Annotated in this window: 21 protein-coding genes and 1 pseudogene; 7 read left to right on the forward strand and 15 right to left on the reverse strand. The window is 69.1% G+C overall.

Annotated elements, in window-relative coordinates:
* Positions 1 to 79: 79 nt before the first annotated feature.
* Positions 80 to 406 carry a GYD domain-containing protein gene (locus AC1MED_RS14805; protein WP_479783974.1) on the forward strand — a complete coding sequence of 109 codons (327 nt, stop codon included), beginning with the start codon at positions 80 to 82 and terminating at the stop codon, positions 404 to 406.
* 47 nt (positions 407 to 453) lie between these two features.
* On the opposite strand, the gene AC1MED_RS14810 is transcribed toward AC1MED_RS14805, so the two are convergent.
* The 6 genes from AC1MED_RS14810 to AC1MED_RS14835 all read right to left on the reverse strand — a co-directional run bounded on the left by AC1MED_RS14810 (position 454) and on the right by AC1MED_RS14835 (position 7,364).
* Positions 454 to 1,461, reverse strand: coding sequence for a GTP pyrophosphokinase (locus tag AC1MED_RS14810; RefSeq protein WP_479783975.1), 1,008 nt, complete (start codon positions 1,459 to 1,461; stop codon positions 454 to 456).
* Positions 1,462 to 1,569: 108 nt separating this feature from the next.
* On the reverse strand, positions 1,570 to 2,994 hold the full coding sequence (locus tag AC1MED_RS14815; RefSeq protein ID WP_479783977.1) for a sulfate adenylyltransferase subunit 1: 1,425 nt from the start codon (positions 2,992 to 2,994) through the stop codon (positions 1,570 to 1,572).
* On the reverse strand, positions 2,994 to 4,064 hold the full coding sequence (gene cysD / locus AC1MED_RS14820) for a sulfate adenylyltransferase subunit CysD (RefSeq protein WP_479783979.1): 1,071 nt from the start codon (positions 4,062 to 4,064) through the stop codon (positions 2,994 to 2,996). Before cysD ends, AC1MED_RS14815 begins: the two co-directional genes overlap by 1 nt.
* On the reverse strand, positions 4,061 to 4,810 hold the full coding sequence (locus AC1MED_RS14825) for a phosphoadenylyl-sulfate reductase (protein WP_479783981.1): 750 nt from the start codon (positions 4,808 to 4,810) through the stop codon (positions 4,061 to 4,063). The genes cysD and AC1MED_RS14825 overlap by 4 nt, the downstream gene beginning before the upstream one ends.
* Entirely contained in the window at positions 4,807 to 6,552 is a 1,746-nt protein-coding gene (locus AC1MED_RS14830) for a nitrite/sulfite reductase (RefSeq protein WP_479783983.1), read from the reverse strand. The genes AC1MED_RS14825 and AC1MED_RS14830 overlap by 4 nt, the downstream gene beginning before the upstream one ends.
* Positions 6,553 to 6,626: 74 nt before the next feature.
* Positions 6,627 to 7,364 (reverse strand): sirohydrochlorin chelatase, encoded by a 738-nt coding sequence (locus AC1MED_RS14835; protein ID WP_479783985.1) that lies wholly within the window; start codon positions 7,362 to 7,364, stop codon positions 6,627 to 6,629.
* 60 nt (positions 7,365 to 7,424) lie between these two features.
* Between AC1MED_RS14835 and AC1MED_RS14840 the strand changes: the two genes are divergently transcribed.
* Together AC1MED_RS14840 and AC1MED_RS14845 are read left to right on the forward strand one after the other, a co-directional pair.
* Positions 7,425 to 8,096 (forward strand): trimeric intracellular cation channel family protein, encoded by a 672-nt coding sequence (locus AC1MED_RS14840; protein ID WP_479783987.1) that lies wholly within the window; start codon positions 7,425 to 7,427, stop codon positions 8,094 to 8,096.
* Between the two features lie 14 nt (positions 8,097 to 8,110).
* On the forward strand, positions 8,111 to 8,539 hold the full coding sequence (locus tag AC1MED_RS14845) for a hypothetical protein (protein WP_346957706.1): 429 nt from the start codon (positions 8,111 to 8,113) through the stop codon (positions 8,537 to 8,539).
* A 177-nt stretch (positions 8,540 to 8,716) separates the two neighbouring features.
* Here AC1MED_RS14845 and AC1MED_RS14850 read toward each other — a convergent pair whose 3' ends face one another.
* The 5 genes and pseudogenes from AC1MED_RS14850 to AC1MED_RS14870 all read right to left on the reverse strand — a co-directional run bounded on the left by AC1MED_RS14850 (position 8,717) and on the right by AC1MED_RS14870 (position 13,185).
* The gene (locus AC1MED_RS14850; protein ID WP_479786701.1) at positions 8,717 to 9,214 is read right to left on the reverse strand and encodes an endonuclease domain-containing protein; all 498 of its coding nucleotides are present in this window, start codon (positions 9,212 to 9,214) and stop codon (positions 8,717 to 8,719) included.
* A gap of 252 nt (positions 9,215 to 9,466) precedes the next feature.
* Positions 9,467 to 9,751, reverse strand: a pseudogene (locus AC1MED_RS14855) (hypothetical protein); the annotation flags it as partial.
* 192 nt (positions 9,752 to 9,943) lie between these two features.
* A complete protein-coding gene (locus AC1MED_RS14860) occupies positions 9,944 to 11,044 on the reverse strand; it encodes a polyprenyl synthetase family protein (RefSeq protein WP_479783989.1) in 1,101 nt (366 codons plus the stop codon).
* Positions 11,041 to 12,381 (reverse strand): geranylgeranyl reductase family protein, encoded by a 1,341-nt coding sequence (locus AC1MED_RS14865; RefSeq protein WP_479783990.1) that lies wholly within the window; start codon positions 12,379 to 12,381, stop codon positions 11,041 to 11,043. The genes AC1MED_RS14860 and AC1MED_RS14865 overlap by 4 nt, the downstream gene beginning before the upstream one ends.
* Positions 12,382 to 12,393: 12 nt before the next feature.
* Positions 12,394 to 13,185 carry a demethylmenaquinone methyltransferase gene (locus AC1MED_RS14870; RefSeq protein ID WP_479783992.1) on the reverse strand — a complete coding sequence of 264 codons (792 nt, stop codon included), beginning with the start codon at positions 13,183 to 13,185 and terminating at the stop codon, positions 12,394 to 12,396.
* Between the two features lie 87 nt (positions 13,186 to 13,272).
* On the opposite strand from AC1MED_RS14870, the gene AC1MED_RS14875 reads away from it, so the two are divergent.
* The 4 genes from AC1MED_RS14875 to AC1MED_RS14890 all read left to right on the forward strand — a co-directional run bounded on the left by AC1MED_RS14875 (position 13,273) and on the right by AC1MED_RS14890 (position 17,479).
* On the forward strand, positions 13,273 to 14,652 hold the full coding sequence (locus AC1MED_RS14875; protein ID WP_479783994.1) for an isochorismate synthase: 1,380 nt from the start codon (positions 13,273 to 13,275) through the stop codon (positions 14,650 to 14,652).
* 318 nt (positions 14,653 to 14,970) lie between these two features.
* Positions 14,971 to 15,777 carry an ABC transporter substrate-binding protein gene (locus AC1MED_RS14880; RefSeq protein ID WP_346957712.1) on the forward strand — a complete coding sequence of 269 codons (807 nt, stop codon included), beginning with the start codon at positions 14,971 to 14,973 and terminating at the stop codon, positions 15,775 to 15,777.
* A gap of 104 nt (positions 15,778 to 15,881) precedes the next feature.
* Entirely contained in the window at positions 15,882 to 16,673 is a 792-nt protein-coding gene (locus tag AC1MED_RS14885; RefSeq protein WP_346957713.1) for an amino acid ABC transporter permease, read from the forward strand.
* Positions 16,674 to 16,681: 8 nt separating this feature from the next.
* Positions 16,682 to 17,479: an amino acid ABC transporter ATP-binding protein gene (locus tag AC1MED_RS14890; protein WP_346957714.1), complete on the forward strand. Its 798-nt coding sequence runs from the start codon at positions 16,682 to 16,684 to the stop codon at positions 17,477 to 17,479.
* A 194-nt stretch (positions 17,480 to 17,673) separates the two neighbouring features.
* Here AC1MED_RS14890 and menD read toward each other — a convergent pair whose 3' ends face one another.
* The 4 genes from menD to AC1MED_RS14910 form a co-directional block, all read right to left on the reverse strand.
* Positions 17,674 to 19,440 carry a 2-succinyl-5-enolpyruvyl-6-hydroxy-3-cyclohexene-1-carboxylic-acid synthase gene (gene menD, locus AC1MED_RS14895; RefSeq protein ID WP_479783996.1) on the reverse strand — a complete coding sequence of 589 codons (1,767 nt, stop codon included), beginning with the start codon at positions 19,438 to 19,440 and terminating at the stop codon, positions 17,674 to 17,676.
* Positions 19,437 to 21,212, reverse strand: a complete 1,776-nt coding sequence (argS, locus tag AC1MED_RS14900) for an arginine--tRNA ligase (protein ID WP_479783997.1) — start codon at positions 21,210 to 21,212, stop codon at positions 19,437 to 19,439. Before argS ends, menD begins: the two co-directional genes overlap by 4 nt.
* Before the next feature lie 339 nt (positions 21,213 to 21,551).
* The gene (locus tag AC1MED_RS14905; protein WP_479783999.1) at positions 21,552 to 23,642 is read right to left on the reverse strand and encodes a PhoX family protein; all 2,091 of its coding nucleotides are present in this window, start codon (positions 23,640 to 23,642) and stop codon (positions 21,552 to 21,554) included.
* Positions 23,643 to 23,812: 170 nt separating this feature from the next.
* Positions 23,813 to 24,847 carry an o-succinylbenzoate synthase gene (locus tag AC1MED_RS14910; protein WP_479784000.1) on the reverse strand — a complete coding sequence of 345 codons (1,035 nt, stop codon included), beginning with the start codon at positions 24,845 to 24,847 and terminating at the stop codon, positions 23,813 to 23,815.
* Positions 24,848 to 24,860: the final 13 nt, after the last annotated feature.

Below are 24,860 nucleotides of genomic sequence, written 5' to 3' on the forward strand. Positions count from 1 at the left end.
ACGAGCCCCGCGGCCATTGCTGGGCCGGCGGCCGACTGCCATCCTTACTGGACCGGCACCCGCAGGAAAGGACAAGACGATGCCCCTCTATCTGTCGAAGTTCAGCTACACACCCGAGACGTGGGAGAGACTGATCAGCAAACCGGAGGACCGCAGGAAAGCCGCCCAGGCCTATATCGAATCGGTGGGCGGGAAACTCCACGGCTTCTGGTATGCCTTCGGCTCCCACGACGGCTACAACCTGTGGGAGGCGCCCGATAACGTGTCCATGGCCGCGGTGGCTCTCGCGATCAGCGGCGGCGGCGCGCTCAGCTCCTTCGAGACGACGGTGCTCCTCTCGGTCGACGAAACCATGGAAGCCCTCGCCAAAGCCGAGCAGATCAAGTACCGGCCACCGGGTACCTGACGGCGGCGCGGCGGGCTTCAGCGGCAGGGCTTCCGCGGGCGGCAGGCTCAGTCCTGCATGCGCTCCAGCCGGTACGTCAGCTTCGCCTCCCGTTTCGGGTCGCCGCCCAGGGCCTTGGTCCGCGCAATGTAGTCAGCGCCCCAGGTCTTCAGCAGGAAGTCGTCGGCGATCCGGACGTGGCCGGCGGGGAATTTGTAGTCCATTCCCTTCGCCACCGAGGACCAGTCGGCGGCGCCGAACAGCTTCTCGGCGTCTGCGACGGTCCGTACACCGTTGGCTGCCAGCACGTCACCCAGCCAGCCATACTGCCGCGCCTGGCTTCTGGGGTGGTCGGGCAGCAGCCGGGCCAGCATGTCGTGCAGAATGTCCCCCGTCAGCTCTGTCGCGGGGTTTGCGGCGAACTCGGCCGTGCTTTCGGCCTGCCGGCGTTTGACGATGTCGTTGATGGCGGAGAACTGGGCGTCCGCAAGTTCAATCAGGGTTGAGGCCATAGTGAACGCGCGGTCCACTTCCGCGTTGGCCTCCGCGAGCCCCTTGTAGCGGATGTCATGCTCGAATGCCGCCCACGCGTGCTGCAGCACGGTCCGGATCTGGACTTCGAAGCGCTCGCCGACGAACGTCTGGCAGCCCACCGGAACGTTCCCGGCAGGGACTTCGAGGATGAGGTGCCGGCCGGCGTAGCCGATCTGGCCGTTCCGCCGCTGGGAGCTCGTCTTGTCGTCGTCCTCGCGGCAGCTGAACTGCCCCTTCAGGGCCGTGGCGACGTCCGCAATGTCAGGCTCCAGGAACATAATGATCCGGACGCCGATGAGGTCGTCCAGCTGCTCGAGGCCGCGTTCGTACTTGAATCTGCCGTCGGCGGTGAGGCGGTCCAGCTTCTCCTTGACCGAGCCGGGATCCTTGACCCGTGCCTGCACGGTGTGGTGGTTGAGTCCGTCGTCGCGGAGCCGGGCGCGGATGGCGTCCCCGATCGCTTCCGAAGCCGCAGTGAGCCGGGGCAGCAGGACGCTGTAGTGCTCCAGGGACCTGGCAACAACGGAATCATGATCTTCCAACCGCTCCCCCTCGGATCATCGCGCAGCGCCTCTCATCAGCAGGGTATCCAAGGCTGCCGGTTTCAGCTATCGGCACACCGGCAGGCGCGTCCCGGCGGAGGATCAGCATCAGATCGAGTAGCGCTCATCCTCGTGGTCGCCCGGATGGTCCCTGACAAGCCCGGCGGCCAGCGTGTTGCCGTCCTGCGGGTCGATGACCAGGAACGCGCCGGTCCGCCGGTGGTGCAGGTAGTTTTCCAGCGGCAGCGGGGCCGCCAGCCGCAGCTGGGCGTGGCCGATGTCGTTGAGCTCCAGCGTGGACGCGCCTTCCAGCTTGAACGTGGCAAGGTCCAGTTTGCCGCTCACGTTCCTGACCAGCGCCTGGACGGTTCGGGTGCCGTGCTTCACCAGCACCTTGGCGCCCTCCCGCAGCGGCTTCGGCGAGAGCCAGCACAGCGCCGCGTACAGGTCGGCGGTGGACTCGGGGAAGGTTCCCGCCGCAGCGATCGTGTCGCCGCGGGCGACGTCGAACTCGTCCGCGAGCCGCAGCGCGACGGATTGGGGCGCCACAGCCTTGGTAAGTTCGCGGCCCGCGAAGTCGATCCCGGTGACGGTGGTGGTGCGCGGCGCCTGGCCCGGGGTCAGGACACTGACCTGGTCCCCCACTTTCACGGACCCTTCGGTGATCTGCCCGGCGTAGGCGCGGTAGTCCCGGTAGCCCTCCACGTCGAGGCCGCCGGCGACGGCGTCGGGCGCCAGCGCACCCTGCGGCCGGACGACCAGCTGGACCGGGAAGCGGAAACTCTCCAGGTGGCTTTCGAGTTCGTCCGCGGCGGGTAGCGTTTCGAGGACCTCCAGCAACGCCGGGCCCTGGTACCAGGGGGTGCGGGCCGAGCGGTCCACGACGTTGTCGCCGTCGAGGGCGGACACCGGAATGACCAGCAGGTCGGTGATGCCATCGGCGCCCAGCCCGAGCTCGCGGCCCACCTGCTGCACGTCGGCTTCGATCGCGCGGAACACGTCCTCGCTGAAGTCCACGAGGTCGATCTTGTTCACGGCGACGACGACGTGCGCCACGCGCAGCAGCTGCAGCACGGACAGGTGCCGCCGGGTCTGTTCCAGCACACCCTTGCGGGCGTCGATCAGCACGACGACGGCGTCCGCGGTGGACGCGCCGGTGACAGTGTTCTTGGTGTACTGCACGTGCCCGGGGCAGTCCGCGAGGATGAAGCTGCGGCGGTCCGTGGCGAAGTAGCGGTAGGCGACATCGATGGTGATGCCCTGCTCCCGCTCGGCCCGCAGGCCGTCGGTGAGCAGCGCGAGGTCGATCGCCTGGACACCGGCTGCACCGGCGCCGCCGAAGCCGCGATCCGCGGAGGTGCGGGCGACGGCGTCGAGCTGGTCCGCGAGGATCGCCTTCGAGTCGTGCAGCAGCCGGCCCACCAGGGTGGACTTGCCGTCGTCGACCGAACCGGCGGTAGCGAACCTGAACAGGGAGGCTGACGCAAGGCCGAGGCTTGCGGCGGCGCCAGGCACAGTTACGGTGGTGCTCATTAGAAATAGCCGTCCTTCTTGCGGTCTTCCATGGCGGCCTCGGAGATGCGGTCATCGGCCCGGGTGGCGCCACGTTCGGTGATGGTGGAGGCGGCGACCTCAATCACGACGTCGCGCACGGTGCCGGCGGCGGATTCGACCGCGCCGGTGCAGGACATGTCGCCGACGGTCCGGTAGCGGACGGTCTTGGTGATGACTTCCTCGTCGTCGCGCGGCTGGGAGACCTCGCCGAGTGCCCGCCACATGCCGTCGCGGGCGAAGACCTGCCGCTCGTGGGCGTAGTACAGGCCCGGCAGTTCGATGTTTTCGCGCTCGATGTAACGCCACACGTCCAGCTCGGTCCAGTTGCTGATGGGGAACGCCCGGACGTGCTGGCCCACAGTGTGCCGGCCGTTGTACAGGTTCCACAGTTCGGGCCGCTGGTTGCGCGGGTCCCACTGGCCGAATTCGTCGCGCAGGCTCAGGATGCGTTCCTTGGCCCGGGCCTTGTCCTCGTCCCGGCGGCCGCCGCCGAAGACGGCGTCGAACTTGTTGCGCTGGATCGCGTCCAGCAGCGGCACGGTCTGCAGCGGGTTGCGCGTGCCGTCGGCGCGTTCGGCCAGCTCACCGGAATCGATGAACTCCTGAACGCTCCCGACGACAAGCTTGAGCCCCAACCGTTCCACGGTCCGGTCCCGGAACTCGATCACCTCGGGAAAGTTGTGCCCGGTGTCCACATGCAGCACCGGGAACGGCACCTTCCCCGGCCAGAACGCCTTCGTAGCCAGGTGCAGCATCACCACAGAGTCCTTGCCGCCGGAAAACAACAGCGCCGGCTTCTCAAACTCCGCGACAACCTCGCGGATGATGTGGATGGCCTCGGACTCGAGCGTGTCCAGGCTGGAGAGCCGGGCCGGGGCTGCGACGCCGATTGCCGCCCCCGCCCCTGCGCCGCGCGGCTGATCTTCGATCAGCCCAGCGCGCGGCTCCGACAGGCCCGATGCCACTCCCGGGGCGGCAATCGGCGCCTCAGCAGCGTCGTGGTCCAGCCTGGACAACTCCAGGTCCTCGTTCGTGATTTGAGTGCTCATACGTGTAGTCCGCATTCTGTCTTGTCGGTTCCTGCCCAGCGTCCGGCGCGGGGGTCGTCGCCGGGCGCTACCTTGCGCGTGCAGGGCTGGCAGCCAATGGACGGGTAGCCCTGTGAAAGCAGCGGGTTGACGGGGAGAAGGTTGGCATCGGAGTACTGCACCAGCTGGTCGAAGCTCCAGGCCGCGACCGGGTTGACCTTGACCAGGCCGTTGGCGTCGTCCCACGTGACCAGCGGGGTGTTGGTGCGGGTGGGGGCCTCGTCGCGGCGGACCCCGGTGAACCAGAGTTCGTAGCCGGCCAGGGTGCGGCGCAGCGGGGCCACCTTGCGCAGCGCGCAGCACTGGGCGGGGTCGCGGGCGAACAGGTCCTTGCCGAGCAGCCGGTCCTGCTGCTCCACGGTGGTCTCCGGCAGCACGTCGACGACGTTGACGCGCAGGCTGGCCGCCACTTCGTCGCGCGTGGCATGGGTTTCCGGGAAGTGGTAACCGGTCTCCAGGAACAGCACGTCGACGCCGGGGAGCTGGTCCGCGACGAGCGCCGGCAACACGGCGTCCGCCATGGAGCAGGCGACGGCGACGGCGGGCAGCTCGAAGTGGCGCGCCACCCAGGCGATCACCTCGCGGGCCGGGGCGTCCCAGCCGAGTTCGGCGGCGCCGGCCTCGGCGATGACCTTGAGCTCGTCGTGCGTGCGGAGAACCGGGCCGGTGGCAGGCCATGCCGCCCCCAACGGCTGAACGTTGCTCATTGCAGGTCCCCCTCGTCGGCGGCGAAGGCCCATTCGGCGAAGGTCTGGTCACCGGTGCGGTCGGCGGCGAACTTGCGGACGACGCGCTCGACGTAATCCGGAAGGTCCTCGGCCGTGACTTTGAGGCCCCGCACGGTGCGTCCCAGGCCTGCTTCCTCGCGGCTGTCCGAGGCCAGCCCGCCGCCGAGGTGGACCTGGAAACCCGGGGTGGGGTCGCCGTCGGGCGTGGGAAGCATCATGCCCTTGAGGCCGATGTCCGCGGTCTGGATGCGGGCGCAGGAGTTGGGGCAGCCGTTGATGTGCAGCGACAGCGCTTGCGGGAGCTGTTTGGATTCGGCGAGGTCGGCAAGGCGGCGTTCCAGTTCGGCGACCGCGGTGGCGGCCGTGACCTTCGTTTCCACGATGGCCAGCTTGCAGAATTCGATGCCGGTGCAGGCGATGGTGCCGCGGCGGAAGACCGACGGCCGGGCGGACAGGCCCAGCGCGTCGAGTTCGGCAACGAGCGGTTCCACCTGGTCCTTGGGCACGTCCAGGACCACGAGCTTCTGGTGCGGGGTGGTGCGCAGCCGCTGCGAGCCGCGGGCTTCGAGGGTGTCCGCCAGGGCCACGAGCTGGCTGCCGGAGAGCCGGCCGGCCACCGGGGTGGCGCCGATGAAGAACCGGCCGTCCTTTTGTTCGTGCACGCCGATGTGGTCGCCCGGGGTGGCCGGTTTCGGGGCGGCGGGCCCGTCGTCGAGAGTGTAGCCGAGGTACTCGTCCTCGAGGATCCGGCGGAACTTCTCCGGCCCCCAGTCGGCCAGCAGGAACTTCAGCCGCGCCTTGGTGCGCATCCGCCGGTAACCGTAGTCGCGGAAGATGCTGGTGACGCCGAGCCAGACGTCGGCGGCCTGGTCCGGGCGGACGAACGCGCCGAGCCGCTTGCCCAGCATCGGGTTGGTGGAGAGCGCACCGCCCACCCACAGGTCGTAGCCGGCGCCGAGTTCCGGGTGGACCAGGCCCACCAGTGCGACGTCGTTGATCTCGTGGACCACGTCCTGGCTGGGGTGGCCGGTGATGGCGGTCTTGAATTTGCGGGGCAGGTTGGCCAGTTCCGGGTCTCCGATAAAGCGTTCGGCGAGCTCCTGGATCAGCGGCGTCGGATCGATGATCTCGTCCTTGGCGATGCCCGCAACCGGGGAGCCCAGGATGACGCGGGGTACGTCGCCGCAGGCCTCCGTGGTGGACAGGCCCACGGACTCGAGCCGGCGCCAGATCTCCGGCACGTCTTCGACCCGGATCCAGTGCAGCTGGATGTTCTGCCGGTCGGTGAGGTCGGCCGAGCCGCGGGCGAAGTCGACGGAGATCTGGCCGATGACGCGCAGCTGTTCGGTGCTGAGGGCTCCGCCGTCGATCCTGACCCGGAGCATGAAGTACTTGTCTTCGAGTTCGTGCGGCTCGAGCGTGGCGGTCTTGCCGCCGTCGATCCCGGGCTTGCGCTGGGTGTAGAGGCCCCACCAGCGGAAGCGGCCGTGCAGGTCGGTGCCGTCGATCGAGTCGAAGCCGTGCTTGGCGTAGACCGATTCGATACGCTCGCGCACGTTCAGGCCGTTGTCTTCCTGTTTCCAGGTTTCGTTGGCGTTCAGCGGGGCGGTGCCGTCCACCTTCCACTGCCCGTGCGGCTTGGCCGCGGGGCGGGCGGGGCGGTTGGGGCGGCCTGCGGCAGCCTGGTCCGGGGACACTCCGGCTAGAGCTGTATCAGTCATGGATCGACTGTAGGGGCGGCCGTAATGGCGTCACAAAGGGTCAGAAACGCGGGGTCACCCAGGGCAACATTTCGTCATGTAGCGCTGGCCGCGACCGCCGCGTCGTAGCGCGCCAGGGCGATCTCGGCGAGGACCGGGGAGGGCAGCAGCGGCGCGGTGAGCAGGTCCGCGCCGGCCTTGGCGAGCTGGTCGTGGAAGAAGCCCGGGGCCAGAAGGTAGGAGGCGATGACCACGCGTCCACCCAGGTCCACCGCCCCGGCCGAACGCCCCGCGCCCGCGCCTCCCGCGGCCTCCTCGCGGAGCATCGCGACGGCCTCCGGCACCGACGGCTTGGCCGAGGCGCCGTACGCGGCCACGATCCGGTTGGAGCGGAGGGCTCGCAGCTGGACCGCGAGTTCCTCGACGTTTTCCGCGGCGGTGGCGTCGGAGGAGCCCGCGGCGGCGAGGATCACGGCGTCGTTGTCGGTCACGCCGGCCTCGCGCAGCCGCTGGTCCAGCAGCGCCGCGAGCCGCGGGTCCGGACCCAGCGGCGCCGCGGCGAGGGTGCCCGGCCGGCTCTTGACCGCCCGGGCGATGTCCACCTTGACGTGGTAACCGACGCTCAGCAGCAGGGGGACGACGACGGCGGTTTTCCCCGCCGGGAGCCCCGCCACGACGGCAGGCAGTTCAGGGTCCTGCACGTCAACGTAGGCCTCGCGGACGTCGAGCCCGGGACGCAGCGCGGCGATCCCGGCCCGCAGGGCATTGACCTCCGCCGCGCCCTGCGGGCTGGAGGTGCCGTGGGCGCAAGCGATCATGATGGGGCTATTCATAGCCGTTAGCGTAACCTTGGACCCGCCCCATCCGCCCCCTGCAACCGACCGGGACGCCGCATGACCTTCTCCTTTAGCCTCGTTATGGTCTGGCTGGACCTGGCCGGCGTCTTCTTCTTCGCCGTCTCCGGTTCGCTGCTCGCGGCGAGGAAGCAGTTCGACATTGTCGGTTCCCTACTGCTGGCCTCCGTGGTGAGCCTGGGCGGCGGCGTCATCCGGGACATCATCATCAACTCGGGGCCGCCGGCAGCCTTCACCAACCCGGCGTACCTCGCTCCCCCGCTGCTGGCGACGGTGCTGGTGTATTTCCTCTTTTCCAGCGTCCAGCGCTTCACGTCGCTGCTGGTCCTGTTCGATGCCGGCGGCCTGGCCCTGTTCTGCATCACCGGAACCCTGAAGGCCCTCGCCGCGGGCATGCATCCGGTGGCCGCGGTGCTCCTGGGGGTCACGACGGCGGTGGGCGGCGGCCTGCTGCGGGACATCACCGCCAACGAGGTGCCGCAGCTCTTCGACCCCAAGGACATCTACGCCCTGCCGGCGTTTGCCGGGGCCGCGCTGACCGTGGCGCTGTCCGTCACCGGGACGTTCACCGCGTTGACAGCCAGCGCGGTGGCGGCCGTGGTTTTCGCCTTCCGCGTCACGGCCTGGCGGCGCCACTGGTACGTGCCGCTGGCAGTCCGCGGCTGGCACCGGCTGGGGCTGGATGCGGCCGAAAGCGGCCACAAGGATTAGCTAGGATAAGAACCATGACTGACATGTTCCTCGAGAAGTTCCGCGCGCTTGTTCCGAAGTATCTCGAAGACGAATGGCAGGAAGAGGACGGGCTGCCGGCAGACGAGCTGGACGCGGCCCTCGCCGAGCACCAGTTCCAGGTCCCGCTGGTCCTGCGGGAGTTCTACCTGGCCCTCGGCGGCTGCGAGGACCTCATGGAGGCCTACCACTACTTCTGGGACCCCGAAGAGCTCGAGGTCGACGACGAGGGCTTCCTGATGTTCCTCGAGGACGAGGAGGAGCAGTTCACCTGGGGCTTCCGCGTGGGCGACCTCAGCGTCCCGGACCCGATCGTGTACCGCCGCAACAACGCCCGCGGCCAGTGGAAGAGCGAGGAAGGCACCTTCTCCGAGTTCGTCTTCGACATGTTCGAGTGGGCCTTCAACGACGAGGACGAGGACTAAGACCCGCCGGCCGGCCTTACCGGGGCACTTTGGCGCGGACTACGGCGGAGTACGGCTCGGTGTCCGTTGCCTCCGCCGACCTTCCGCAGGCACTTTGGCACGGACACGCCGCGGCCCGGTCCGGGATTCTCCGTTCGCGGCTCCAAAGTAGCCCCTGAATGCCGCAGACACCGGCCGTCACGGCCGGAAAGCGCCCGCTCGCCATAAGTCCAGTACCGCGAGGACCTCTGCGACCATCCGCTGCGGGTGATGGACGACGTCGTCGTAGCCGAACCTGAGCACCAGGTAACCACTGACCACGGTCGCATTGTTGCGGCGGCGGTCCTTCTTCACCTGCCGCGGCTCCAGGTGCGGCGCGCCGTCGGTCTCCACGACGATGCAGTCTTCCACCAGAAAGTCGACCTCCCCGACGCCGGGGATCTCGACATGCCTGCGCACCTGGAGCCCGGCCCGGGAGAAAGCCGTGTTGGCCAGTACCTCCAGCAGCGAGTCGGCCCGGGGAATAACCAGGTCCAGCACCGACCTGGCGCGAGCGTTGCGGTTGCCCGGAAGTTTCCTTCGGAGGAAAGACAGCGTGATGTCCCCACGGCCCGCGGCACACTGGACCATAACAAGGGCCTCCAATTCGGGCAGGCAGCGCAGGGCATGAATTAAGACGTCGGCCAGTCCTGCCATCGGGAGTCTGGGGTGCCGTGGATGCAGCAAGGGCCCGTGTGCCACAGAGCCGGGCGGCGCCGACCGATGGCCGAGACACAGGTGTAAGCTTCGGGCGGGTGCCAAGGTCCATAAGCCGTAGCCAGGGGCAGCCGACAAGCACGTCAGCAGGCCCTTCAACTCGCAGGCGGTCCGGTAGGTGCTGGAATCCCGCGGCAGTCCGTAGTGCCCGCGGCGGATCCTCACCATGGCACCACCGGCCACAGCCTGGCTGACTCGATGGCGGCTGAATCCTGCCCGGTTAAGGTCACCCGCGGTGGCCGTTCCGCCCCGTGAGGCCAGGAAAGTGGCAAGCTCCATCCACCCACTATGCCCGCCCAGCAGACCGCGGAGTCCAGTCCGACTGCGATATGTGGACAACCCCGCTGCAGCCGAGGGGCACTTTGACACGGACACGCCGCTGAATAAGGACCGGCGCACCCTTTCGAGGTCCAAAGTGCCCCCACAGCGCCGCACGCCCGCCACCCTCAAGTCCGTGACAGGCGATTTACAGAACATCTAGACAATATGACACAACTGTCATAAGCTCATTCATGGGTTCACCAAATGCCTCCGGTGAATCTGATGCGAACGGAGAAATGGCCCCGGTTCCGCACAACGGACGACTCGTAACGTTGTGAAGAACCGGGGCCATTCCGTTTTACGTCTCGATTCCCCGGGCGGGAGGCGGGAATGTCCCGCCGGAACCCGTCAGCTGCTGCGGTCCACCACGGCGTGCGCGAAGCTGGTCAGCGAATCCTTGACCACGCCCTCGGGCAGCGGGTCGAGGGCCGCGATAGCTTCGGCGGCCCAGGCACGCGCCACGGTCCAGGACTCGGCGGTGACGGGGTGTTCGCGCAGACCGGCGACGGCGGCGGCGAGGGCCTCGTCCGAGCTGAGGTCGCCGTCGATCAGTTTCAGCAGGTCGACGGCGGACTGGTCGCCGTCGGCCGCGGCTTTGCGCAGCAGCAGCACCGGCAGCGTGGGCACACCTTCGCGCAGGTCGGTGCCCGGCGATTTGCCGGACTTGACCTTGACCCCGGTGACGTCGATGACGTCGTCGGCGAGCTGGAAGGCGACGCCGACCTTCTCGCCGTACTCGACCAGCAGTGCCTCGTAGGATTCATCCGCTCCCGAGAAGATTGCACCGAGCTGGCCGGAGGCGGCCACCAGCGAGCCGGTCTTGTCCGCGATCACGGACAGGTAGTGCTCCACCGGATCCTCGTCCGGCCGCGGGCCCACGGTCTCGTGCAGCTGGCCCAGGCACAGCCGCTCAAAGGTGCGGGCCTGGATGCCGAGCGCGCGCGAACCCAGCTCGGAGACCAGGATCGAGGCCCGGGCGAAGATGAGGTCGCCGGTCAGCACAGCCACGGAGTTGCCCCAGACCTCGTGCGCCGTGGGGGCGCCGCGGCGGAACGGCGCGGAGTCCATCACGTCGTCGTGGTACAGCGTGGCCAGGTGCGTCAGTTCGACGACGACGGCGGCCTGCACCACGGCGGGCAGCGAGGCGTCGCCCAGGTGCGCGCAGAGCAGCGTCAGCAGCGGCCGGATGCGCTTGCCGCCGGCTTCCACCAAGTGGCGCGAGGTCGCGTCGGCCAGCGGATCCGAGTTCGCGATGGCCTCGCGCAGCTTCTTCTCCACCCGGGCCAGGTTCGTGGTGATGGCCGGGCCCAGTTCCGGGTCCCCGGCGATCGCCGCGAAGCCCGCCGGCAGCTGGAGCCCGGTGGCGATGGCGGTGGTGTTCAGGCTGGGTTCGGCGCCCGGCAGGCCGTGTCCGGCATGCGTCCAGCTTTGGTCTGCAGAGTTGGTCACGGGTTAACCCTAACTTTTTGTTGCGGAATCCGCGGATTTGAGCCTGGAACGGGCCGGGTGTTGGAGGTGGCCGGGACCAGGGCTTCGAGGACCCGGATCATCCGGTCCTCGAGCCCCTTGGCCGAGGGATCGGTCAGGTTGGCCAGCAGCCGGACCACGAATTTCATCAGCACCGGCAGGGGCATACCCGTCCGCAGCGCCAGTTTCATCACGGCCGGCTTGCCGATCACTGCGGCAAAGGCCCGGCCCAGCGTGAAGTGCGAACCCCACTGCCCCCGCACGAAGTCCGCGTAGCCGGCAAGGCGCGCATCGGCGTCGGCCGTGCTCCAGCCTGCCGAGGCGGAACGCGCCGCGGTGTCGATGATGTACTCGGCCGCGAAGCGGGCGGACTCCATGGCGTAGGAGATCCCCTCGCCGTTGAACGGAGAGACCATCCCGCCGGCGTCGCCCAGCAGCAGCAGGCCCGGCGAGTAGTGCGGGGTGCGGTTGAAGCCCATCGGCAGCGCGGCGCCGCGGATCTCGCCCATCTGGTTCTCCGGCGTGAAGCCCCAGTCCGCGGGCATCGCGGCGGTCCACTCGCGCAGCACCTGCTTGTAGTCCAGCTTGCCGAATTCCTTGGAGGAGTTGAGGATCCCCAGTCCCACGTTGGAAGTGCCGTCGCCGACGCCGAACACCCAGCCGTAGCCCGGCAGCAGCTTGCCGTCGCGGCCGGGAAGCTCCAGCCAGCCTTCCATCCAGTCGTCGTCGTGCCGCGGGCTGGTGAAGTAGGTGCGCACGGCCACCCCCAGCGGCCGGTCGTCTCGCTTTTGGATGCCGAGCGAGACGGCGGTGCGGGTGGAGTTCCCGTCCGCGGCGAGGACGACGTCGGCGCTGAAGTCCCGCGTTTCGCCGGTCTTGCGGCCGGCGTCATCGAGCAGGGCGGCGCGGACGCCGGTGACCCGGCCGTCCGCGGAGCGCAGCGCCTCGGTGACGCTGTGGCGTTCCAGGACGACGGCGCCGGCGGACTGGGCGTGCCGCGCGAGTTCCTCATCGAAGCCCAGGCGGGTGCGGATCAGGCCGTACTGCGGAAAGTCGGAGACCTCGGGCCAGGGAAGTTCGATGGTGCGGCCGCCGGCGATCAGCCGCAGCCCTTTGTTCCGCCGCCAGCCCTCGCTTTCGGGATGCGGCAGGCCGAGCTTCTGTATTTCCCGGACGGCGCGCGGGGTCAGCCCGTCACCGCAGACTTTCTCGCGCGGGAAGCTCGTTTTTTCGAGGACCGTGACGTCGAGGCCGGCCTGGGCAAGGTAGAACGCGGCGGTCGATCCAGCCGGACCTGCCCCGACGATCAGTACTTTCACAGCAGCTGTCGGCTAACGTTCGGGCCGGGTGATGTTGCGCCGCAGTTTGGCCACGGGTCCCGTGTGGTTGGCCAGTGCCGCGGCGCCCGCGCTGGGGCCGGCTGCCGGGCCGGCCGGCTTCTGCGCACGGTGGACGGCGACGATCCCGCCGCTGAGGTTGCGGTACGTGACGGACTCCCAGCCGGCTTCCTGCAGCCAGGCCGCGAGGTGGTCCTGGTCCGGCCAGGCGCGGATGGATTCGGCGAGGTAGACGTAGGCGTCCGGGTTGGAGGAGACCTTGACGGCGATCGCGGGCAGCGCGCGCATCAGGTACTCGGTGTACATGGTCCGCCAGAGCGGCACCACGGGCTGGGAGAACTCGGCGATGACCAGCCGGCCGCCGGGCTTGGTGACCCGAAGCATCTCGGCGAGGGCCTTCTTTGGCTCGTTGACGTTGCGCAGGCCGAAGGAAATGGTGCTGGCGTCGAAGGTGTTGTCCGCGAAGGGCAGGCGGGTGGCGTCACCGGCGATGAAATCGATGTCCGGGCGGCGGCGCTTGCCGACCTTGAGCATGCCCAGGGAGAAATCGCAGGCGATCACGTCGATGCCGGCGTCGGCATACGGTTCGCTGGACGTGCCGGTTCCCGCGGCCAGGTCCAGCACGCGCTGGCCCGCCTTCACATCCATGGCTTCGACGACGATCCGGCGCCAGCGGCGCGTCTGTCCCATCGACAGGACGTCATTGACGACGTCGTATTTGGGGGCGACGTCGTCAAACATCGTGGCTACTTCGTCCGGACGCTTATCCAAGGATGCTCGGTTCACCCCGTTATTGTCTCAAATCTTCGACGCACCCCCTAACCACCGGGCCGGCCGGGGCGCGGCGCGCTGCGGGAGTAGTGTTGTCTCATCATGACCAGCGCGTTCCTTACCCGAATTATCAGGACACTGACAGTCCCCCTCGATGCCGATTCGTTCCCCGGGGGGCTGCCGTCGTTCCTGGTCCGCGACGACGTGCTTTGCTGGACGCGCCGCGAGGCGGGCCTGGTGGGCTTCGGTGAGGTGGCCCGGTTCAGCGTCACCGGGCCCGAGCGGTTCCTCGAAGCGGACATCTGGTGGCGGCACCTGGTCCTCGAGGCGGAGATCACCGACCTCGTCGGCGGCCCCGGCACCGGCCCGGTGGCCTTTGGCTCCTTCGCCTTCTCCAAGGTTTCCGCGCACGCTTCCCGGCTGATCGTCCCCGAAATCGTAGTGGGCCTGCGGGACGGCAACGCCTGGCTCACCCAGCTCACGTTCGACGACGGCGAGCTCACCGAGGCGGGCGCCCGTTCCGCCCTGCGCCGCTGGCTGGACGTGGACGGCGCCGGTCCAACCCCGGCGTCGGACAACGCGGCGGCGTCGGCGTCGTCGGCCGTGGCGTCGTCGGCCGCGGACCAAGCCGGGCGGGACGCGAAACTCAGCACCGGCTCGCTCAGCGAGGCGGACTGGATGGCCGCCGTCGCCGAGGGCGTCGCCGAGATCCGCACCGGCGCGCTGGAAAAGCTGGTGCTGGCCCGGGACATCGTGGCCACCGTGCCCGACGGCGTGAATGCCGCCGAGATCCTGCGGGAACTCGCGGTCCGCTACCGGGAGTGCTGGACCTACGGCGTGGACGGCTTGGTGGGTTCCACCCCCGAGATGCTGATCCAGGTGGAGGGCCGCACGGCGCAGGCACGCGTCCTGGCCGGCACCCTGGACCGCCGCGACGCCGACGGCATGGCCGGCTCGCCGCTGGAGTTCGCCGAACGGGTGCTCGCCGGGTCCGAGAAGCAGCGGCATGAGCATGACATCGCCATCCAGTCGCTCACCACCCAGCTGGCGCCGTTCTCCGAGGCCATGAACGCGCACAGCGAGCCGTTCATCCTGGAACTGCCGAACGTCTGGCACCTGGCCTCGGACGTGAAGGCCGAACTGACCGAGGTGGAAGGCCACGTGCCCACCTGCCTGGCCCTGATCAACGCGCTGCACCCGACCGCCGCGGTCTGCGGTACGCCCACCACCGTAGCCGGCGCCCTGATCCGCAAACTTGAACACCTGGACCGCGGCCCGTACGCCGGCCCGGTCGGCTGGCTCGACGCCGCGGGCAACGGCGAGTGGGGTATCGCGCTGCGCGGCGCGGTCATCGAGGGTCCGGACACGGTCCGGCTCTACGCCGGCTGCGGCGTGGTGGAGGGCTCCGTGCCCGAAGCCGAACTGGCCGAGACCTGGGCGAAGTTCCGGCCGATGCTGGAGTCCCTCGGCATCAGCAGCTGACTCCCCTACCGGCCGGGCGTCCGTAGGGCGTGGGCCGGGCGTCCGCGGGGCGGAAGCGTCCGCGGGGCGGAAGCGTCCGCGGGGCGGAAGCGTCCGCGGGGCGGAAGCGTCCGCGGGGCGGGGCCGGAGCCTCCCGGCCATTTTCTGCCGGCGAACCGAATCCGGAATTACAGACAGCCGCCGGGCGCGCCCTCTTGAATTTTGCCTGCCTATAGTTATCCAATAGTGAAACTAAGTTTCCTGTGATGCACATCTCTTATTCGGCGATAGACTAAAAGCCGTTTTGTCACGCATGCCCCTGCAACAAAAGGTAAAGAAATGCTGATCTCCCGTTCCCTTCTGGCCGGCTCCGCGGCCAAAGCGGCAGCCCTCGTCGCTGTCGGCGCCCTCGCCCTGACCGGCTGCAGCACCTCCGGCGGCTCGACCACCACCGATTCCGGCGTCAAGCTGATCGAATCCGGCAAGCTCACGGTCTGCTCGGACATCCCTTACGAGCCGTTCGAATTCGTCAAGGACGGCAAGAACGTCGGCTTCGACATGGATCTGGCCTCCGAGATCGCCAAGGACCTCAAGGTCGAGCCGAACGTCCTCACCGTTGCCTTCGAGGGCATCCAGTCCGGCCAGGCCCTGAACACCAACCAGTGCGATGTCGCCGTCTCCGGCATCTCCATCACCGATGCGCGCAAGACCGTGATGGACTTCTCCACCCCGTACCTCGACGACGACCTGTCGCTGCTCGTGACCAAGGCGTCCGGGCTGAAGAACCTGGCCGACCTCAAGGGCAAGAAGGTCGGCGTCCAGCAGGGCACCACCGGCGAGGAATACGCCAAGTCCAAGGGCCTGGAAACGATCCAGTACGAGAACACCGGCCTGCTGATCCAGGCGATCAAGACCGGCGGCGTCGACGCGGCGATCAACAACCAGTCGGTACTCGGCTTCGCGGCCAAGGGCGACGACTCCCTGGTGTTCGCCGAGACCTACAAGACCGGCGAGCAGCTCGGCGTCGCGGTCAAGAAGGACAACAAGGCCATGACCGACTCGGTCAACAAGACCCTCAAGCGCCTTGCGGACGACGGCACCATCACCAAGCTCAAGACCACCTGGTTCGGCGAAGCCGCCAAGTAACCCACCAGCCCGGACCGACCACAGCGGGGCGGTTCCGGATCAGTCATTGGCTCCGGCCAGTTCCTGACCCGGAACCGCCCAGCAACATGTAAAAGGCAAATCACATGGCACTGACTGTTCGCCAACGGGCCCGCGTGAGCCGGTCCGTTCAGTACGGACTGCTGGCACTCGCCGTCGTCCTGTTTATCCTCTTCGCCGACTGGGCCTCCATCGGCAAGGCCTTCTTCAACTGGGACTCCGCGGTCAAGCAGTTCCCGGAGATCATCACCCTGGCGCTGAAGAACACCCTGATCTACACGGCGCTGAGCTTTGTGGTGGGCCTCTCCGGCGGCCTGCTGCTGGCGCTGATGAAGCTCTCCTCGGTGGCCGTGTGGCGCTGGATCGCCACGCTGTACATCGAGTTCTTCCGCGGCGTCCCGGCCCTGCTGGTCTTCATTGCCTTCGGCTTCGGCATCCCGACGGCGTTCGGCGTCCGCTTCGACATCTACGTCACGGTCATGCTGGCGCTGGGCATGGTGGCTGCGGCGTACATCGCCGAAACCCTGCGCGCCGGCCTGCAGGCCGTGCCGAAGGGGCAGCTCGAGGCGGCCCGCTCGCTGGGCATGCCGCACTGGCGGGCCATGGTCTCGATCGTGATTCCGCAGGCGTTCAAGATCGTCCTGCCGCCGCTGACCAACGAGGTCATCCTGCTGACCAAGGACTCGTCCCTGGTCTACCTGCTGGGCCTGGCGGCGTCCCAGTACGAGCTCACCAAGTTCGGCCGTGACGGCATCACGCAGCCCAACGCCGGCCTGACCCCGCTCGTGATCGCCGGCGCCTGCTACCTGATCATCACCGTTCCGCTCGGAATTCTGGCCCGCCGCTTTGAATCCCGAACCGCCAAGACGAAGGGCTAGGGCTCACCATGACTGAATCAACGTCATCGGCAGCTGCGAAGCAGATCCAGGCCGCCGGGGTGTCCATCAAGGAGCTCCGGAAGTCGTACGGCTCCAACGAGGTCCTCAAAGGCATCGACCTCGAGGTCGCTCCCGGCGAAGTGGTGTGCCTGATCGGGCCCTCCGGTTCCGGCAAGTCGACCCTGCTGCGCTGCGTGAACCTGCTCGAGCAGCCCAACGTGGGCACCATCCACGTCGGCGGCTTCGAATCGACCGACCCGGACGTGGACATCGACAAGATGCGCCGCAAGGTCGGCATGGTGTTCCAGCAGTTCAACCTCTTCCCGCACCTGAGCGCGCTGCAGAACTGCACGATCGCGCAGACCAAGGTGCTCAAGCGCAGCCAGGCCGACGCCTCGGCGGTGGCCCGGAAGAACCTGGCCCGCGTGGGCCTGGACCACCTCGCGGACCGGTTCCCGGACCAGCTCTCCGGCGGCCAGCAGCAGCGTGTGGCCATTGCCCGGGCGCTGAGCATGGACCCCGAACTGATGCTCTTCGACGAGCCCACCTCGGCCCTGGACCCGGAGACCGTAGGCGACGTGCTCGCCGTCATGCGGAACCTGGCCAAGGAGGGCATGACCATGCTGGTGGTGACCCACGAGATGGGCTTCGCCCGCGAAGTCGCCGACCGCGTGGTCTTCATGGACGGCGGCGTGGTGGTGGAGGAAGGCCCGGCCGAGCAGGTCATCGGCGCCCCCACCCAGCCGCGCACCAAGGAATTCCTCCGCCGCGTCCTGGACCCGACGCACATCGATATCGCGGAATAACCCTTTCCGCCCCGATTTCGGACAGCCGCTACGTGGATCCACGTAGCGGCTGTCCTTTTGCGTAGCGGGCGGAGCGGAGGCGCGACGCTCCCGCCCAGTTCTCCCCGGCCAAGACGCTCCGACACGCGGCATACCCGGCGTGTCGGGTGACCGGGCGGCGATTGCCGCGCGGCAACTGGGCAGGAGCGTCGGGGCTAACGGCCCAAGACCCCGGTCACGGCGGCGGCGACGGCGGCGCGGATGTGGCCGTGCAGTTCGCGCAGGCCGTGCCGGTCGGTCCGCACTTCGATGATGCTGCGGCCTTGCACGGGTTCTGCCAGTGTCGCGGCGAGGTCCGCCGTCGTGCTGACCGCGCGGTGCGCGACGCCGTACGCGGCGGCGAGGGCGGACAGGTCCACCGTGTGCGGGGTGCCGAAGAGGCGTTCGACGGCGGTGCCGTAGCGGCCGGACTGCTCGACGGCGCCGTGCTCCAGCAGTCCGAAGATGGCCCCGCCGGCGTCGTTGAGGACCACAATCCGCAGCGCCGGCACGGTCTCTCCCGCGCCCAGCAGCAGCCCGCCGGCGTCGTGCAGGAAGGTCACATCACCCAGCAGCACGGTGGTTTCCTGCCGCCCGCCGACGGCGATGCCGGTGGCAGTGGCGAGGGTCCCGTCAATTCCGGCCAGTCCCCGGTTGGCGAAGACGGTGGCTTGGGGTTCCTGCGGCGGGGCACCTGCGAGGTCGACGTCGCGGATCCCGTTGGAGGAGCCCAGTACGAGCTGCCCGCGGGTATGCTCCCAGACCAGCGCGCCCACACCAGGGCCGGAGGCTGGGACGACCGCGGCGGCGGCCGCGGCACTGCCCGCGGCGGTGCCGGAGAGCAGCAGGTCCAGGGCGTGCTGCGCGGCGGCACCGGCCAGCAGCCACGCATCGAGCCACGCCGCGCTCCCACGGCCGGCGAAGTCGGCCAGGTCCGCCAGGGTCTGCAGCGGCAGTTCGGTGCGGCGGCCCGGCTCGTACCAGGCCACCGGAACCGGCTGGTAAAGGGCGGACGGGACGTCGGCGCGGGCAAGCAGCGCGGACACCGGCCGGGACAGGGTGGGGCGGCCAAACAGCACCACCCGTTCGATCGGCTGGGCGGACTCCGGGCCGAAGTGCTCCAGCAGCAGCCGGTAGGGGCCTACCGCGTTGGGGCCGAACCGGGCGTTGGAGGAGGGTTCGGCGAGCAGCGGCAGGCCGTGGGCGCGGGCGAACGCCTCGGCGACCGGGCCGGCGTCGTGCCCGGCGAGGACCACGGTGCGCCGCTCGGGCAGCGCCGCGGAGGCCGCCGGAAAGTCCAGCGCGAGCGGGTGCCGCGGCGCCTGGTGGACCCGGCGGGCGGAGGCGTCGTCCAGGCGGTCGCCCGCCGGCGGGACCAGCGGGTCGCGGAAGGCGAGGTTCAGCTGCACCGGCCCGGGCGGGATGTCCGCGAACGCCCCGGTGGCGGCGCTGAGCGCGGTCTCGACGGCGCGGAGCGGATTGTCGCCCGCGGGCACGTCGGCGGCAAAGCGGACATGTTCGCCGAAAAGGTCCGGCTGCACGGTGGTCTGGTTGGCGCCGGTGCCGCGGAGTTCCTCGGGCCGGTCGGCTGAGAGGACCACCAGCGGCACGGCGGCGTGGTTGGCCTCCATCACGGCGGGCAGCAGGTTCCCCACGGCGGTGCCGGAGGTGGTCAGCACGGCCGCGGGGGCTCCGGTGGCCAGGGCCAGGCCCAGCGCAGTGAAGCCGGCGTCCCGTTCGTCGATCCGGACCAGCAGCTCGACCCGGCCGGCGGCGTCGGCCTCGGCCAAGGCGTAGGCCATCGGCGCTGAGCGGGACCCCGGGGCCACCACGACGTAGCGCACCCCGGCCCCGATCAGGGCTGCGACTGCCACCCGCGCGGCTTCGACCGCGCCCAGCTGGCCGCCCGGGGCAGGCACGGCCGGCTGCCCGTCCGGGCTCACATGTTCTCCGGCGTCTCGATGCCCAGCAGGTCCAGGCCGCTGGAGAGCCGCCGCAGGACCAATCCGCAGAGGGCCAGCCGCGATTCGCGGACGGTTTCCTCGGCTTTGAGCACCGGGCACTGGTCGTAGAAGGAGGTGAACAGCTGGGCTAGCTCGAACAGGTAGGCGCAGAGCCGGTGCGGTTCGAGCAGTTCGCCGACTTTCTGCAGGGTGGCGCCGTATTCGAGCAGGTGCAGTGCCAGCGCGCGTTCGGCGGGTTCGACGACGGCGATCGCCGCCGCGGGGGCCGCGCCGTTGACCGTGGCGGTCCCGGAGGCGGCGGAAGCGACGCCGTCGAGGTGCTGTTCCAGCGCCCCCGCCTTGCGCAGGATGGAACGGATCCGGGCGGCGGCGTACTGGACGTACGGCCCGGTGTTGCCGGTCAGGGCCAGCATCCGGTCGAAGTCAAAGACGTATTCGGTGTCATGGCCGGTGGAGAGGTCGGCGTACTTGACGGCTCCGATGCCGACCTGACGCGCCGTGACCGCACGTTCGGCGTCGCTGAGCTCGGGCCGGCTGGCGTCGATGACGGCCCGGGCGCGGTCGACGGCTTCCTGCAGCAGCGCCATCAGCTTGACCGGATTCCCGGCGCGGGACTTCAGGATCTTGCCGTCCTCGCCGAGCACATTGCCGATCTGGACGTGGGCGGCCTCCACCGTCTCCGGCAGCCAGCCGGCGTCGCGGGCCGTGGCCATGACCATCCGCAAGTGAACGTTTTGCGGTGCGCCGACGACGTACAGCACCCGGTCCGCTTCAAGCTCGCGGACCCGGTACCGGATGGTGGCGAGGTCGGTGGTGCCGTAGCCGTAGCCGCCGTCGGATTTGCGGATGATGAGCGGCAAGGGCTCGCCGTCCCGGCCGGTGAAGCCGGCCGGGAAGGTGCAGAGCGCGCCCTCGCTGATTCGGGCGATGCCGCGCTCCTCGAGTTCCTGGCACAGCTGGGCGAGGTGCGCGTCGTAGGAGCTTTCGCCGGCGATGTGGTCGTCGGTGAGGCTGATGCCGAGCATCGCATAGATCGCGTTGAAGTAGCGCTTGGACTGCGCCACGAGCCGCTGCCAGACGGCGAACGTTTCCGGATCGCCGCCCTGCAGCGCCACCACGCGGAGGCGGGCGCGGGTTGCGAAGCCTTCCGGGTCCGTGGCAGAGGCGTCGAACTTGGCCCGAGCGGCTTGGTAGAACGCGCTCGGGTCGTCGACCAGCAGGGCTGCCTCGGGCGAGTCCTCCCCCACCTCGAGCCAGTGTTCGATCAGCATGCCGAACGGGGTGCCCCAGTCGCCGATGTGGTTTTGCCGGATCACGGTGTGGCCCAGCGCCTCGAGCACGCGCACGATGCTGTCCCCCACCACCGTGGTCCGCAGGTGTCCGACGTGCATTTCCTTGGCCACGTTCGGGGAGGAATAGTCGACGACGACGCGGTGCAGCGGCGCCGGCTGCGCGCCCGTGCCGGCTAGTTCCGGCGCGTTAAGCAGTTCCTCGACCCAGGTGCCGTCGAAGGTGAGGTTGATGAAGCCGGGCCCGGAGATCTCCACCAGGCTGCAGACGCCGTCGAGGTCCAGCGACTCCACGATCCGGGCGGCGGCGTCGCGCGGCGGCAGCCCGACCTTCTTGGCGAGGGCCATGGCGGCGTTGATCTGGATGTCCGCGAACTGCGATGGCCGGATCACCGGGTCCGTCTGGCGGTACTCCTCGCCGAACGCGTGGGCAATAGCTGCCTGGACTCTGGGGACAACCATCTCGGCCGGATTATTCACACTGTTCAAATTATCAGTTCCACCGCCCCCGGACGCTCCCTCAGATAACGCCGCCCACCAACCAACGCTCCCTCACATCCGGCCGCACACCAACCAACGCTCCCTCAGATAACGCCGCCCACCGACCAACGCTCCCTCACATCACGCCGCATACCAACCAACGCTCCCTCACCTTTCGCTGTCGAACTGCGATAAGTGAGGGAGCGTCAACCCTGAAACCCGCCAAACGTGAGGGAGCGTCAACCCGAAACCCGCCAAACGTGAGGGAGCGTCAACCCGAAACCCGCCAAACGTGAGGGCCGAGGGGCTGGCGGCAGGAGGTCAGTCGTCGGTGCGGAAGACCTGGACCACGGACGGGCGCGGAACCCGTGCCTGGCCCGGCTTCGGCGTGGCACCGGCCGCGACGTAGTCCGGGAAGCGGGAGTTCTGCGCCTCGAAGCTGCCGTCCTCGCCCGGGTGCTGCACGGCGACGAATACGTGCCGCTCCTCATCGTGGATGATGGGTCCGCAGGTCTCGGCGTCGCGCGGCACGGCAAGGAACTGCTCCACGCGGCCGCGCTCGGCCCCGGCCAGGGTGACCTTGAAGAGCCCGTCGGCGTAGCCCGTGCTCGAGGGCGCGCCGTCGGTCGAAATCCACAGGTTGCCGACCGAGTCGAAGGCCAGGTTGTCCGGGCAGGAGATCGGCGAGACCTTGTCGGCCGGGAAACCGGCAAAGTACGCGGAGGTGTTCTTGGCCGGGTCGCCGCAGACCATCAGCAGGTTCCAGTTGAACTTGGTGGAGGTCTGGTCCCCGGTCTCGGTGATTTCCACGATGTGGCCGTCGCGGTTCAGGGTGCGCGGGTTGACCTCGGTGGCGCCCTCCTTGCCGGTCTTGCCGCGGTCCGTGTTGTTGGTGCAGGCCACGTAGACCTTGCCGGTGTGCAGGCTCGGCTGGACGTCCTCGCAGCGGTCCATCTTGGTGGGGCCCACCTTGTCCGCGGCGAGGCGGGTGTAGACCAGGACTTCCTCGACCGACATTCCGGACACCATGGACTTGCCGCCCACCACCAGCGGGAGCCATTCCCCGGCACCGTCGAAGGCGCCGTCGGAGGGGAGCTTGCCGGAACCGTCGATCTCGGCTGCCGGGGAGTCGCCGCTGAACTTGGCGACGTAGAGGTCGCCTTCGGAGAGCAGCGTCATGTTGTGCCGGCGGTCGGCCGCCGTCGTCCCGGGGCGGTACTTGTCCCTGGAAACGAACTTGTAGAGGTAATCGAAACGCTCATCGTCCCCCATGTAGGCGACGACGTGCCCGGAGGCGGCCACAATGACGTTGGCGCCCTCGTGCTTGAAGCGGCCCATCGCGGAGTGCTTCTTCGGCGTCGACGTCGGGTCCTGCGGGTCCACCTCCACGATCCAGCCGAAGCGGTTGCTTTCGTTGGCGTAGCCGGGGTTGCGGGTGTCGAAGCGGGGATCGTCGAGCTCCCACTGCCGGGCGGTGGGCTTGCTGGTCAGGCCGTAGCGCTTGTCCGCGGCGGACGTCCCGGCGGAGACGAAGTAACCGTTGAAGTTCTCCTCGCCGGAGAGAATGGTGCCCCACGGGGTGGTGCCGCCGGAGCAGTTGCCCAGCGTGCCCTTGATGGACCGCCCGGCCGGGTCGGCAACGGTGGTGACGAGGGCGGAGCCGGCAGCCGGGCCGGTGAGTTCGTAGCTGGTGTCGCTGAGGAAGCGGCGGTTCAGCGGGGCGCCCTGGACGTAGCGCCACGGCTGGTTCTTGTTCTTGCGCTCCAGCTCGACGACGGTGAGGCCGTGGGCGGCGCGGCCGATGGCCCGGGTTTCCGCGGCGTCGAAGCCGGCCGGGAGCATGATGCTCTCGTTGGTGTACTCGTGGTTGGTGAAGAGCACGGCACGGCGGTCCTTGGCGTCCAGCGGCAGGATGTCCGTGTAGTCGTTGTTGTAGCCGAACTGGCGGGCCTGCGCCGCGGCGCTCTGGCGGTCCACGTCGAAGGCGGGTGAGTCGTTGAAGAGGGGGTCGCCCCAGCGGATGATCGGCTGCCAGCTGAAGCCTGCCGGGACGGTGAACGCGTCGACGGCGGCGTCCACCGGGGCAATGGCGGTGAACTGCAGCTTGGACTTGCCGAAGCCGGTCTTGGCGGCAGCGGCGAGGCCCTGGCCGCCGGCGGCTGCCGGCTCCGCGGAGGTCACGGCGTTGCCGAAGACGACGGCGAGCGCGCCGGCGGCGCCGAAGCCGAGGGCGGAGCGGCGGGACATCGTGGCGGAGGCAATGTCGCGGAAGTAGTCGTTGGAGCTGCTGTTGCAGACCTCGCCGGAGCAGGCGTTGTCGCACTTGAGTGCACAGGTCACGGGGCTGCGCTTGCCCTTGGTGTGGCCCAGCATGGGCAGCAGGGAGAACTTGCGTCCGGAGGAGACAGACATGGAGGGGACCTTCCAAAGCAGAGGGATGCGTCCCCGCCACCCTGCCAGCGGCGGACGTCGCGGAGCCATCCTTAAGGTGAAAATCGGGTGAACGCTCTCGGTTCCGGCCCGACCGTCCGCTGCACCGTAAACGCCCTTTTCGGCGTTCTTTGAGGCGGTCTTAAGGGCAGTTACGGAGCAGTCGATGCTGCCAGGACGGCGTGGACGCGGCGGAGCCGGTCCAGCCACCAGTCCCTCCGCTCCGGCGGCGCTGCGTATTCGTCCAGGAGCCCGGGATCGACGGCGACGTCGCGGAGCCGGATGGCGCCGTCGTCGGGGACCAGGGAGTCGCCGGTGACGTCGGCGGCGAGCAGCGACACAGTGCCGAGCCCGCAGGCGTAGGGCAGTTCGGGCAGGGCGGCGGCGAGCGCCAGTCCGGCGCGGATCCCTACGGAGGTGTCCAGCGCGGAACTGACGACGGCGGGCAGCCCGGCCTGCGCCACGATGTCCAGGGCGCGCCGCACTCCCCCCAGGGGCGCGACCTTGACCACCACCAGGTCCGCGGCGCCGGCGCGCGCCACTTTGAGCGGGTCCTCTTCCTTGCGCACGCTCTCGTCCGCGGCGATCAGCACCGGCGTGCCCGCGGCCCGGAGCCGGCGGCGCACCTCGGCGAGGCCTTCGATGTCCGGCACCGGCTGTTCGGCATATTCCAGTCCGACGTCGGCCAGCCGGGTCAGTGACGCGACGGCCTGGCGGACATCCCAGCCCCCGTTCGCGTCCACCCGGATCATGGCGTCCGGCAGCGCGGCACGGACGGCGGCCACCCGGGCGGCGTCGTCGTCGAGTGTCTGTCCGCGCTCCGCCACCTTGACCTTGACGGCGTCCACCCGGCCGAAGCGGGCCAGGATCTCCGGCACCCGCTCCGCGGCGACCGCGGGCACAGTGGCGTTGACCGGAATGCTGGCCCGGCGGGGTGCCGGGAAGCCGTGCCAGCCCGCCTCGATGGCGGCGGCCAGCCAACGGGAGGCTTCGGCGTCACCGTACTCGGGAAAGGGGCCGAACTCACCCCAGCCCAGCGGCCCAGGGAGCAGCAGGGCCTCACGCTGCGTGATGCCGCGGAACTTCACCCGCATGGGCAGGGTGACCACGCGGGCGAGGTCCAGGAGCTCCTCCACGCCGCCGGGGTTCAGGCCGGAGGGCATCGGGCGGTCGGCAGGGGTGGGCATGGATGTACTCTAC

The sequence above is a fragment of the Arthrobacter sp. BI5 genome, from assembly GCF_056680065.1.